General features: G+C 33.3%; 13 protein-coding genes. 4 read left to right on the top strand and 9 right to left on the bottom strand.

Translation table 11 applies throughout. The features are described from left to right. Positions 1 to 206 precede the first annotated feature (206 nt). Positions 207 to 464, top strand: a complete 258-nt coding sequence (locus KO361_03620; GenBank protein ID MCC7574655.1) for a hypothetical protein — start codon at positions 207 to 209, stop codon at positions 462 to 464. Between the two features lie 192 nt (positions 465 to 656). Here the strand turns inward: KO361_03620 and KO361_03615 are convergent, their stop codons facing one another. Beyond that, positions 657 to 989, bottom strand: coding sequence for a DUF134 domain-containing protein (locus tag KO361_03615; GenBank protein MCC7574654.1), 333 nt, complete (start codon positions 987 to 989; stop codon positions 657 to 659). A gap of 2 nt (positions 990 to 991) precedes the next feature. Beyond that, entirely contained in the window at positions 992 to 1,165 is a 174-nt protein-coding gene (locus tag KO361_03610; protein MCC7574653.1) for a DUF5320 domain-containing protein, read from the bottom strand. Between the two features lie 345 nt (positions 1,166 to 1,510). Between KO361_03610 and KO361_03605 the strand changes: the two genes are divergently transcribed. After that, a complete protein-coding gene (locus KO361_03605) occupies positions 1,511 to 2,044 on the top strand; it encodes a cysteine hydrolase (GenBank protein ID MCC7574652.1) in 534 nt (177 codons plus the stop codon). 34 nt (positions 2,045 to 2,078) lie between these two features. Here the strand turns inward: KO361_03605 and KO361_03600 are convergent, their stop codons facing one another. Together KO361_03600 and KO361_03595 are read right to left on the bottom strand one after the other, a co-directional pair. Then, positions 2,079 to 2,714 (bottom strand): DUF1461 domain-containing protein, encoded by a 636-nt coding sequence (locus KO361_03600; protein MCC7574651.1) that lies wholly within the window; start codon positions 2,712 to 2,714, stop codon positions 2,079 to 2,081. Further along, positions 2,711 to 4,468, bottom strand: a complete 1,758-nt coding sequence (locus KO361_03595) for a ribosome biogenesis/translation initiation ATPase RLI (protein MCC7574650.1) — start codon at positions 4,466 to 4,468, stop codon at positions 2,711 to 2,713. The genes KO361_03600 and KO361_03595 overlap by 4 nt, the downstream gene beginning before the upstream one ends. A gap of 157 nt (positions 4,469 to 4,625) precedes the next feature. Between KO361_03595 and KO361_03590 the strand changes: the two genes are divergently transcribed. Then, positions 4,626 to 6,506 (top strand): ATP-dependent DNA helicase, encoded by a 1,881-nt coding sequence (locus KO361_03590; GenBank protein ID MCC7574649.1) that lies wholly within the window; start codon positions 4,626 to 4,628, stop codon positions 6,504 to 6,506. A gap of 71 nt (positions 6,507 to 6,577) precedes the next feature. Continuing rightward, entirely contained in the window at positions 6,578 to 7,204 is a 627-nt protein-coding gene (locus KO361_03585) for a winged helix-turn-helix domain-containing protein (GenBank protein MCC7574648.1), read from the top strand. Between the two features lies 1 nt (position 7,205). Here the strand turns inward: KO361_03585 and KO361_03580 are convergent, their stop codons facing one another. The 5 genes from KO361_03580 to KO361_03560 all read right to left on the bottom strand — a co-directional run bounded on the left by KO361_03580 (position 7,206) and on the right by KO361_03560 (position 12,025). Further along, positions 7,206 to 8,447: a hypothetical protein gene (locus KO361_03580; GenBank protein ID MCC7574647.1), complete on the bottom strand. Its 1,242-nt coding sequence runs from the start codon at positions 8,445 to 8,447 to the stop codon at positions 7,206 to 7,208. Then, positions 8,444 to 9,247, bottom strand: coding sequence for a transaldolase (locus KO361_03575; GenBank protein MCC7574646.1), 804 nt, complete (start codon positions 9,245 to 9,247; stop codon positions 8,444 to 8,446). The genes KO361_03580 and KO361_03575 overlap by 4 nt, the downstream gene beginning before the upstream one ends. A 50-nt stretch (positions 9,248 to 9,297) precedes the next feature. Continuing rightward, entirely contained in the window at positions 9,298 to 10,146 is an 849-nt protein-coding gene (locus tag KO361_03570) for a glucokinase (GenBank protein ID MCC7574645.1), read from the bottom strand. Positions 10,147 to 10,211: 65 nt separating this feature from the next. Continuing rightward, the gene (locus tag KO361_03565) at positions 10,212 to 11,258 is read right to left on the bottom strand and encodes a transketolase family protein (protein ID MCC7574644.1); all 1,047 of its coding nucleotides are present in this window, start codon (positions 11,256 to 11,258) and stop codon (positions 10,212 to 10,214) included. Then, positions 11,258 to 12,025 (bottom strand): transketolase, encoded by a 768-nt coding sequence (locus tag KO361_03560; GenBank protein MCC7574643.1) that lies wholly within the window; start codon positions 12,023 to 12,025, stop codon positions 11,258 to 11,260. Before KO361_03560 ends, KO361_03565 begins: the two co-directional genes overlap by 1 nt. Positions 12,026 to 12,096 lie beyond the last annotated feature (71 nt).

The following is a 12,096-nucleotide window of genomic DNA, read 5'->3' as shown; positions in this document are numbered from 1 at the left end:
CTTCGCAAATCCTCGGGGACGGCTTGCAGCCTTTCGCTTCGCTCACCCTCATTTAACAAGGATTTAGAGGAAAATTCTTGCTGAATTTTCCCAAATTTTTCTTCCACTTCGTTCCGAAAACTTCTCTAAATCCTGATGTTAGTTGCAATTATTATTATGGGCTAATATAAAAAATTATTTAAGTATAAAACAATATTTTCAATAATATGGTTAATCTTATAGCTTATGTCAAATCGGGACCAGAACAAGGCATTGAATTATACCCTCATAGGCATCCAAGGAGAGAGAATAAATTTATCACTAGTCCTGATAGATTCGAAAAAAATTATGTGGTTGTGGATTCGGTTGAAGAACTAATTCCCTATATTAAAAGAGGATGGGGAGTTCGTATGAGCAACCCAAGGAGCATGAATCATAGGTCTGCAAGTCTAATTATGTCTGATTCTTTAAAAATTATTGATTAACGCACATAATAATAACTCTTCGGGATTTTTTTGCTTCGCAAAAAACCGTTTGCAGCTATCCCTCGGTCTTTTCTACGAAAAGACGCAACTAACAAGGATTTAGAGGTTCCAGAAACTTGCAGTTTCTTCCACCCAAATTTTTGCTGTCGCAAAAACTTCTCTAAATCCTGATGTTAAATCCAATTTTTGTGCCTATTGCTTGTGCCTGCCACAACTATTTCTTCCATGATGTTCTTCAAATATGAAATTGCCACCCTCAATCTTTATTGCTTTGCCATTTACAATAGCATCAGCAATTTTTTTTCTAGCGGACAAGATTAATCTATGAAAAGTTGGCTGTGAGATATTCATCTTTTCAGAACATTCATTTTGATCTAAATTTAAATAATCTTTTAATCTCACAGCTTCAAATTCATCAACAGCTAAAACAGATTCCTCTAATTCGACTTTTCGTATTCCTGCGGGTTTAAAATAAGAAGAATTTGGTCGACATCCAACTCTTCTTCTCTTGCATGGTCGTGGCATTCTTAATCCTTGTTGTTTGGAGCTTTGTTTACAAATCTTCTTCCCAAACCTCTTCGCATTCCACTTCCGCGCGGTCCTAAACCTCTACCAGTAGGTTTTGCTCCTTCGCAATTTCCCATCTGTCTTCCTGTTCTAGGTCCTTTTTCTTCTGGTCCTGTTCCGTCTTTATTTGGCATTTTACTTTACCTCCACATTTAGTTATGAATATATATTCATTAAACTATATAAATGTTTCGGTAAAAACGAGTGGCAAGAACAATGCAGGCAATATTTTAATATAGGCACAAAAACTCCTTCGCCTACGGCTCGGGCACGCCGCGCTCTCCTCCTTTCAGTCGTCGGCGGATTTAACAAGGCTTAAAGGGTTCGCTCGTTGCACTTCGCTCACCCAAATTTTTATTTCACTTCGTTCCAAAAAAAACTTCGTATATCCCTGATGTTATAAGACATTTATATTAGAGAACATAGAAAAAGAAAAGACTTCGATAAATTAATAAAGATTCAATTATTCAAATAGTATCATGGTTAAAGCATTAATAATTATTGATATGATTAAAGGCAATACTTTAAATATTTACAATCCTAAAGAAATAATTTCTAATCAAGTCAAATTAATTGAAGAATTTAATAAACACAAATTACCAATTATTGTTGTAACTGGAAAATCTAATTCTGAAAAAAATCCTGTTATGTTAAAATTATGGGGTGATGAATTTGCAGATGAGCCTGAAAAAAAGGAATTAATTCAAGAAGTTACAAAATCAAAGTATTCAATTAAAATTGAAAAGTCAGAATATAGTGCTTTTTTTCAAACTGAATTAGAACAATATTGTAAAAATAATAACATCGATGAAATATATTTTACGGGCGTTTATTCAGGAGTTTGTGTTTATTTTAGTGCGGTTGATGCTGCATATAGAAGAATTCAACCATATTTAGTAACTGATGCTTCAACAACTGAAAAACAAGAATGGCATGAAAGAAATTGTGAACGGTTCAAAACAGTTATCGGGCCTTTAATTACAACTCAAAAATTAATTGATTCTTTAAAATAATATTTTCTTTTTCTTAATTTTACACTCACTTCGTTCAATATTTATTTTGGTTCTCTAATAAATGAATGATTAGAATTAGTAGTGAGATGAATAATGTGTTCGTGATGAATATTTTCTTGGCCATGTTTAAGAAGAATGTTTGGGGGAACAAAGTTATTAATAAGCTATCCGCTGAGAAAAGCCAGTTTCCTTGTGGGAAAAATATTCTGTGGAACGCGTCGAATGAAAAAGAAAAATTTATGAAAACAATAATGGTTAAGAATATTAAAAATGATAGGCTTATGAATCCGCCTTTTTTTAGATTATTAAAAAAATTGGTTAGTTCTGTTTTTCTTTTTTTGGTGCCTTTTATTTTGTTAATTAAAAAGAGTGTGCTTGCTAAAACCATTATGAAAATGAACGAAAAAATTTTTAGTGTGTTAATAAGTAATCGAACGTCTTGCATGTGATTATTTTCATCAATTGTGAAATTATCTGATAAAGAATTTCTTAGTAATAAAAATCCGTGAACGTTTTCGTATAAATATTCAAAGTCATCAAATACAATATTTGTTTTTTTAGCTTCGTTAAAATAAATGAAAGGGTTCAATGATAAAAATGAAGGGATTCCTAGAACTAATATGAAAACGACTAAGAAAACAGTTAAAAAATTAATTAATCTTTTGTTCATTTCAAATAATACAAAGCCCCACTAGCTTTTTGCTCCTTATCTTTTTGACTGTCAGGCTTGTTAATCCTAGGACGACCTGATTCTTCGTCTCTACGAAAAGTGATGTTTAGCTCTTTAAGAAAATGATTCATACCTTGACCCATGCTGAGAGGACCTAGTGTTTTACCGCTAATCGCAGGTACACCGTCAAAAATTAAGAGTTTCTTAGATAAATAATCTAGGAATAATAAGTCGTGATCAATAATCAAAGCAGCTCTACCTGAATGAGACATTAATTCACCTATGATTTTAGACATGCTAAGACGTTGCTCAACGTCTAAGTACGCGCTAGGCTCGTCCAAAACATATAGATCTGCGTCTTCACTTAAGCATTTAGCAATAGAAACGCGCTGAAGCTCACCACCAGATAACTCTGATAATTTCTTATTTAATAAGGACTTAATTTGTAAAGGACTAATTATTTGAGTATCAAACTTCAAAGCGTCACGCAGATAAACCATGACTAATTCATCGCTTTTAAACAAGTATTGAGGCTTATAAGAGATTCTTAATTCTTCTAAGACTTGCTCATCAACTTTTATTTCGCCAGTGATAAGACGCGCAAAAGTAGTTTTACCAATACCGTTCTCTCCAAGAACTCCTATGACGTCTCTACGCATAATTTCTCCTTGATTAACATTTAAAGAGAAACGACCAACATCATACTTTAAGTTCCTCCAAGAAGTCAGATGAGTCTCAGAAGCGACTTTCTCATCAGGACTATCATCAAACACTATTTTATGATTCCTAAAACGCATATTCTCATCACGAATATAACCATCTAAGTAAATATTAATTCCTGCTTTAGTAGACTTAGCCAAACTAGTAATACCATATTCTCCTTCTACACCATACATTAAATGAATCAAATCAGCTAAATAATCCAAGATGATGATGTCGTGCTCAATGACTAATACGGCGACGTCTTCAACAGCTAAGCTCTTAATGAATTTACTAATCTTAATTCTTTGCTTAATATCAAGGTAAGACGTTGGTTCGTCAAATAAGTAAAGATTTGCTTTCTTCAAAACAGTAGCAGCTATAGCGACGCGTTGAAGCTCACCACCACTAATCTTAGAAACATCACTCTCAAGAATCTTTGACAATTCAAGAACATCAACTATTTCATCTAATTTATCAGTTTCATTAACTTTATTCAACAAATCCCTAACAGACCCTTTAAATTGTTTAGGAATCAGATCTACTTGCTGAGGCTTATACGCAACTTTTATTTCGCCAGATTCTAGTTTTTCAAAAAAAACCTGAGCCTCTGTGCCTTTAAAACGCTCAATTAAGTCCTTGTAACTAGCTTCTTTATCCTTAACACCGAAGTTAGGTTTTAGTAAGCCTGCTAAAACATTCATAGCAGTAGATTTACCAACACCGTTCCTACCAATAATACCTACGACTTTTCCAAAAATAGGAATGGGTAATTTGTACAAAGAAAAACCATTAGGTAAAAATCTGTGAATAGGGTCTTGATTAAGAGCTTCAGGAAGATTAATCATGCTTAAAGCCTGAAAAGGACATTTATTAACAGCTATCCTATCCGCGTCAGTAATTACTGACTCATTAATTCTGACTTTGCCATCATCATCTTTAACAATAGCTTCTTTACCAGCCCTATTACTAGGACTGACTCTCATACACAAATAATCACCGCACCCCACAGGGTTACAACGATCCTTTTTAACAACAATGATTCTATTACGCATAAAAATAAGAGAAACAACTACTTTTTAAAAGAGTTTTTGTTTTTCTTAATAAAACACTGGACACTCACGAAGAACAAGTTTTTAAAACCAAAAAAAAGCAATAAAAAATGAAAGGCAACCATTTAAATATTAAATAAGAATTCAAAAAAATAACAAAATGATTAAACAAAAAGAAAAAAACAAAGATTTCTTCCCATACGAAAACATAAGAGGAGTACAAGACATATTAATAAAAGCAGTTAATCACGCAGTCACGTCAGGACATAACTTGATAGCACACGCACCAACAGGACTAGGAAAAACCGCTGCTAGCATAAGTCCCGCATTAAAAAAAGCTGTTGAATCAGGAAAAACAGTTTTTTTTCTAACTTCCATGCATACTCAACACTTAATAGCTCTAGAAACAGTTGAAATAATAAATGAGAAATACAACGAAAAAATAATTTGCGTAGACATAGTAGGAAAAAAACATATGTGCTTACAAGAAGGCGTAGATAATATGAGCACGAAAGACTTCGCGGAATACTGCAAAATGTTAAGAGAAGATAAAAGATGTGATTATTATTCTAAATTAAAAAGTGGAGAAGAACAATCATTCGAATCAAAAACCGCTACTTCCGAACTAATCAATAAGAGTCCTTGTTCAACTCATAAAGTCATAAATACATCAAAAAAACACGGATTGTGTCCTTACGAAGTATCAATGAACATAGGAAAAAAATCAAACATAATAGTAACAGATTATTATTATTTGTTCCACCCAAAAATAAGGGATTCATTCCTTAGAAAAACCAATAAAGAATTAGAAGACGCCATAATAATAGTTGATGAAGCTCACAACTTACCCACTAGAATAACTGATTTGGCAAGCCAAAGATTAACAAGCATATCATTAAAAAGAGCAATGAGTGAAGCTCAAGAAATAAAAGCAAATAACTTATTTGTTTCATTAAGAGAAATACAAGGAATACTATCTGATTATTCAAAGAAAAAAGAAGAAATATACATCGAAAGGAATGACTTCGTAGACAGAGTAGACAAAATAACTAATTATGAAGAACTAATAGAGGACTTAGAAGAAGCAGCTGATGAAATAAGAAAAGAAAAAAAACAATCTTATTTAGGAGCAATAGCGAGTTTCTTAAATGAATGGTTAAACAACGATGAAGGTTACACAAGGATATTCTCCATCGTTAAAGGATTCAAAGAAGACATATTAGTTCTTAACTATAAATGCTTAGATCCCTCAATAATAGCGAAACAAGTACTACCTTTTGCTCATTCAACAATACTAATGTCAGGGACACTTAATCCTACTAATATGTACTTAGACATCTTAGGATTTGAAAAAAACAGAACAGAAGAATTAGTTCTAAAAAATCCTTTTCCTGAAAATAACAAAATAAACATGATAGTTCCAAAAACATCAACTAAATACGCGACTAGGAACGAAGAACAATACAAAGAAATAGGAGAAACCGTTACTAAGATGATAAACAACATACCTGGTAACAGCGCAGTATTTTTTCCCAGCTTCAAACTAAGAGATTCAGCTTACACATACATGAAAGATTGTAACAAAACCATTTTCTTAGAACACTCAGGAATGGCGAAACACGAAAAAGAAGAATTACTAGAAAACTTCAAAAAATACAAAGACGAAGGCGCAGCACTATTAGGTGTAATAACAGGGAGTTTCGGAGAAGGAATAGATTTACCAGGAGATTACTTGAAAGGAGTCATAATCGTAGGATTACCATTACAAAAACCAGACTTAGAAACAAAAGCACTAATAGATTATTACGATAAAAAATTCGGAAAAGGATGGGACTACGGATACTTATTCCCTGCTTTCAACAAAACACTACAAAGCGCGGGGCGATGCATAAGAAGCGAAACAGACAAAGGCGTAATAATATTCTTAGATGAAAGATACTCATGGAATAATTATTATAGGTGCTTCCCCATAACTTGGAACATTAAACAAACAATGATGTACGAAAACGAAATAAAAAAATTCTTCGAAAAACACGAATAAAAAAAAAAGAGTTCTAACAAAATAGAACTTATCTTAAAGTATTTAAATCCCTGAATATTAACAAAGCTAAAATGACAACTAATTCATTCGTTTTAATGTCTTTAAAAGAAGACAAAGTCAAAAAGATGACTCAAGTACTAAATAATGATACTTGTAGAAAAATCTTAGACTACTTATCAAACAATGAACGAGCGACCGCTACAGAAATCTCGAAGAAACTAGGAATGGCCATGAGCACCGTTCATTATAACTTAAAACAATTAAAAGATAATAATTTAGTAACAAGTGACGAATATCACTATTCAGAAAAAGGAAAAGAAGTCGTACATTACGGATTAGCAAACAAATACATAATCATCGCTCCTAAAGAAGATAAAACAGTGATGGATAAATTAAGAAATTTTTTACCAATAACTTTATTCACAGCTTTCACAGGAGGACTAATATACTTATTAGAAAGCAACTGGGAAAAAATAATGAATTTGTTTCCAAGACAAAAAATGTTATCAGGTAGCTTTCAAGTAACAGACATGGTTATGACAACAGAAACAGATATGCTCGCAGAACCAGCCATGAGAGTAATGGACGCAACTATTAGTGAACCAACAACAGGTATGATTATAGCGCCATGGTTCTTAGCAGGCGCAGCATTCACGATACTAATAATGATAGCATATGAATTATCAAGAAAAAAATGATTCATTGAAGCAATTTACGAGTTTCTTTTTTATAATCTTCAACGCTAGGTTGATCAAAAGGATTAACACCTATTAAGTGAGCAAGAAGAATTATTTCAAGCATCTTCGTTTGCATAAAAAAACCAATTTCGTACTCAGACTTTTTTTCTAAAACATAATGATTAAAAGGTAACTTGTTTAATTTAAAAGCGGACAAAGTACCTTTTAAGATAGCATCCATGACTTCTTGAAAGCTTAATCCTTGAATATGTTTAAGAATCCCATCTTTATTCTTAGGAATTATTAATTTAGACTGATTCTTTAAACTAACAAAACTAGTAAATTTATCCCTAGGACCCCCAAGATAAAGCTGACCAACAGAATGCAAATCAGTACTACCAACTGAAACAGTAGGAGTAATACCTGCAAAAACTTTTTTACCAGAAACAGAAAACTTCTTACCTATGCTTTCACCCATTAATTGACGAAACCACTTACCTAAAGATTCTAAATCATTACTAAATAAAAACAAGTCATTAATAACTTTATTTTTTTTGTAATTAGTATAAATATCCAAAGCACCTAAATAAGCAAAATTAGTCTTATCAAAACTCTTCAAAGAATCATTAGCACCACGAAGCAATTCCTTAACATTAATACCTGCGAATAATAAAGGAAACAAACCAACCGAACTAAAAACAGAGAACCTACCACCAACCTTCTTAGGAATAAACAAAGAATCAAAACCTTTCTTATCCGCAAGAACAGATAAAGCAGAACCCTCATCACTAATAGTAACAACTCTTTCCTTCCTCTGCTTTAATGGAATCTTACTAAGTAAAACTTCGAAGTTAGCAACAGACTCAGTCGTAGTACCAGACTTACTAATAAAAACTAACAAGAAATTTTTCTTTTTACAAATACTTAAAATGTTGTTAATATTATCAGAATCAACCGTGTCAGCAAAAAAAACTTTTTTGTTATTAATCAATAAATAATTCTTACCCTTAACAGCTTCAAGAATAGCTAAAGCGCCAAGATTAGAACCACCTATACCTATAACTATCAAATCAGAAAACTTCTTTTTTTTCTTAACAAGAACAGAAACATCCCTTAAAATATTCTCATCCTGAGGAAGAAGCAAAGAAGAAAAATCAGAATCATAATTCTTAAACAAATCCTCTTTAATAACAGAAATAAAATCTAAAAGTTTTTTCTCATCAACACTTGAATACTTAGACGAATAATCTTTTACGAACTTCATTTTTTAGTTAAACCCTCATATTCCTTAACAGTATCCTCTGAGAACTTCTTTACGCCTTCAAAAGTTTTTTTGTGAACAACTAATTTCTTAATAACAGAAAAAGGCAAAGTAGCAATGTGAGCACCAGCCTCAGCACACTCCCGTACTTGACGAGGATTCCTAATAGACGCAGCAATAACCTCTGTGCTCAAACCATGCTTCTTAATAATCAAAGAACACCTACGAACCAAATCAACACCAGAAACAATACCTTCATCATTAAGAACTACGCCTTTACTACTAAGACCTTCAGCAGGAAAATAATCATCCTTAGAATACTTAACACTAGCAGAATCCCTAATGAAATCATCCAAACGACCAACAAAAGGACTAACAAACTTCGCGCCAGCCTTAGCAGCCAATAAAGCTTGCTCAGGAGTAAAAATAAGAGTTGCATTAACAGGAATCTTTAACTTAGAAACCTCAGAAATGGATTTCAAACCAGAAAGCAAAGAATCTTCATCATCAGACAAACAAATAGGAATCTTAATACAAACATTCCTCGCAGTATGATTAAACATCTTAAACAAAGCCTTAGCCTCAGCAACAACTTCCTCAACATTAGACTTAGTAACTTCTAAACTAACAGGAAAAGGCTTAGCCGCTTTAAGAATAGACCTAATATATAATTCTAAATCACCTTGATTTTTCTCAACGGCCTTCTTAAGCAAAGAAGGATTAGTAGTAACACCTTCCACGACGCCCCAAGAGAAAGCCTCCTCGACTTCAGACAAAACCGCACTATCTAAAAATAATTTCACTGTAAAAACCTCTTAATAAAAACACAATACTAACAAAGAACCTTTTCTTTTTAAATATTTTTATGAAAAAAAGCAGAAGCCGCACCTTTCAAACCCGCATATTTATCCTTAATCAAAGAAACACGAGGCTTCTTAGACAAAACAGACAACTCATTCAAAAATTCTTCTGACTTAATTATTTCAGGATTCTTCCTAGCAATTCCTCCAGCAATAAAAACTTTATCAGGCAACAACTCTAAAGAAGAATTCTTAACGAAACGACCATAAAACTTAGAAAAATCTTTAATAACTTTTTTATTAACAACATCCTTATTATTAGAAAAAATATCACTAGGAGAAAAATTATTACTCAAAACCCTGTTCTTCTTAACATAGTACTGTTTAAGCATGCTCAAACCCCTACCCGAAACTAAGTCCTCATAACTAGGATGACGCTTTAACTTCTTAGAAAAAAAATCCTTAATATTTTCTTCACCAGAAAAAAAAGGAAAATCAACACCTCCTCCTTCAGTACCCATGACTTTATCAGAAACAACTACTTTACCCAAACCAGTACCCGCACCAATCACCAAGCCCTTACTAGTTTTGTCCTTAACAAAGAAACCAAGAGCTTCAAAATCATTAAGCAACAAAACATCTTGCTTAACCAAATCAGATAATTTCTTAGAAGAAATAATTTTATCAACATTACTAAGACTAACCCTCCCATTAATAACAGGACCCGCAACAGCTAAACTAACACCCTTAACGTCGTACTCATCAAGAAAATTAGACAACTCCTCATATATAACAACGTTCTTAGTTTTAAATTCCTTAACCTTTAACAAATCAGAACCCTGAATGACTCCGAGAAAAGTATTAGTACCTCCAACGTCCCCAACCAATAATTTTTTAACCACGAAAAACACCTAAACAAACAACAACAAGATTAGCTCATTAATAAATTTTATTAAACAAGCAAAAGTTATTTATGTTTAACAAATCTCTTAGCGCTTTTTTTAACAACTTTCTTTTTAGAAAATGATTTCTTAACAACTCTTTTAACATTTTTTTTATTTCTTAATAACTTCAAAGCCTTAGTAACAATTCTTTCAGAATTCAAACCATGCTTCCAAAACAAATCATTAAAATCGCCTGACTCACCAAACTCATCATTAATCCCAACGAAGTCACCTTTAACAGGCTTAGACCTAATTAAAACCTCAGAAATAGCAGAACCAAGACCTCCACTGATTTGATGATCCTCAACAACCAAGAAGCAACCACACTTATTAGCAAATTTAACAACGGATTCCTCATCCAAAGGTTTAATCGTGTGAATATTAACAACAGCCACACTGAAACCCTTATTTTTTAAAATAACAGACGCTTTAATAGCTTCAACGAGAATAGGACCACAACCAAAAATTACTAAGTCCTTACCATCAACCAATACTTGAGCACTTCCTAACTTAAAAGAACTAGACGCAGTAGTAATCAAAGGAGACTTCTGACGATTCAACCTCAAATAAGACGGACCCCTTCTTTTATACAAAGAAAAAACGGCTTTCTCAGCCTGCAAAGCATCACAAGGAACCACAACTACCATGTTAGGAATAACCCTCATCAAAGCAACATCTTCAAGAGCCTGATGAGTAGCACCATCCTCACCAACACCCAAACCCGTATGAGAACCCACAACTATTACTGGTTGATCATTATACGCAATAGTAGTACGAATCTGCTCCCAATTCCTACCAGGACTAAACATCGCAAAAGAAGAAGCAAAAACAACCTTATTCATAGAAGCAATACCTGAAGCGACACAAACAAGGTTCTGCTCAGCCACACCAACTTGAACGAATCTATCAGGAAAAGAATCCTTGAAGTTATTAACACAAGTAGAACCCCCAAGATCAGCAGTTAAAACCCAAACATCATTAAACAAAGAACCAAGTCTCAACAACCCCTTACCAAAACCTCTACGAGTAGAATCAAATTCAGGACTAGAAAAAAAAGACTTCCTAATCATTAAGCAACCCTCCTCTTACTCAACTCAAAAAGAGCTTTCTCAGCCTCATCTTTACTAGGAGTCTTACCATGCCACTCATAATTATTCTCCATGAAACTAACACCTTTACCAGGAACAGTATTAGCAACAATAACCAAAGGACCCTTTCTATGATGCTTAGATTTATCAAGAGCATGAACAACCTGATCCATGTTATTACCATTAATCTCAATGACGCCCCAACCAAAAGACAAATATTTTTCCTTCAAAGACTTCAAAGGCATAATTTCTTCGGTGCTACCATCAATCTGAATCCTATTCCTATCAACAATAACCACTAAATTATTCAATTCATACTTAACACAAAACAAAACTGATTCCCAATGATTACCCTCTTGATGCTCACCATCAGAACAAACACAAACAACCCTATTAGACTTATCTTCACGCTTTAAAACCAAAGCCATACCCGAAGCCTGACCAAGACCAGAACCAAGAGGACCAGAAGAAGATTCTAAACCAGGCAAAGAAAACCTATGAGGATGACCCTGAAGCCTAGACCCAAACTTTCTAAGACTAAACAATTCATCCTTATCAAAAAAACCCTTATTAGCAAGAGCCGCATAAAGAATAGGGCAAACATGACCATTACTAAGAACTAAAAAATCACGATTCTCATCCAAAGGATTCTTAGGATTAACATTTAAAAAATCAAAATATAACGCCGCAAAAATATCAGCCAAACCAAGAGGACCCGCAGTGTGACCAGATTTAGACTCAGTTAACATATTAATAACATCATGCCTAAGCGTGTTAGCAACAAATTTTAAACCATGAATACGCGCAACCAAAAAAAACA

Source organism: Candidatus Woesearchaeota archaeon (assembly GCA_020854775.1).
GTDB lineage: Archaea > Nanobdellota > Nanobdellia > Woesearchaeales > 21-14-0-10-32-9 > 21-14-0-10-32-9.
This window is presented reverse-complemented; position numbering and strand designations above follow the sequence as displayed.

Coding starts and splice junctions, on each gene's coding strand:
- KO361_03590 (MCC7574649.1), top strand. CDS start 4,626: ATGATTAAACAAAAAGAAAAAAACAAAGATTTCTTCCCATACGAAAAC.
- KO361_03600 (MCC7574651.1), bottom strand. CDS start 2,714: ATGAACAAAAGATTAATTAATTTTTTAACTGTTTTCTTAGTCGTTTTC.
- KO361_03610 (MCC7574653.1), bottom strand. CDS start 1,165: ATGCCAAATAAAGACGGAACAGGACCAGAAGAAAAAGGACCTAGAACA.
- KO361_03560 (MCC7574643.1), bottom strand. CDS start 12,025: ATGTTAACTGAGTCTAAATCTGGTCACACTGCGGGTCCTCTTGGTTTG.
- KO361_03565 (MCC7574644.1), bottom strand. CDS start 11,258: ATGATTAGGAAGTCTTTTTTTTCTAGTCCTGAATTTGATTCTACTCGT.
- KO361_03580 (MCC7574647.1), bottom strand. CDS start 8,447: ATGAAGTTCGTAAAAGATTATTCGTCTAAGTATTCAAGTGTTGATGAG.
- KO361_03605 (MCC7574652.1), top strand. CDS start 1,511: ATGGTTAAAGCATTAATAATTATTGATATGATTAAAGGCAATACTTTA.
- KO361_03595 (MCC7574650.1), bottom strand. CDS start 4,468: ATGCGTAATAGAATCATTGTTGTTAAAAAGGATCGTTGTAACCCTGTG.
- KO361_03585 (MCC7574648.1), top strand. CDS start 6,578: ATGACAACTAATTCATTCGTTTTAATGTCTTTAAAAGAAGACAAAGTC.
- KO361_03615 (MCC7574654.1), bottom strand. CDS start 989: ATGCCACGACCATGCAAGAGAAGAAGAGTTGGATGTCGACCAAATTCT.
- KO361_03620 (MCC7574655.1), top strand. CDS start 207: ATGGTTAATCTTATAGCTTATGTCAAATCGGGACCAGAACAAGGCATT.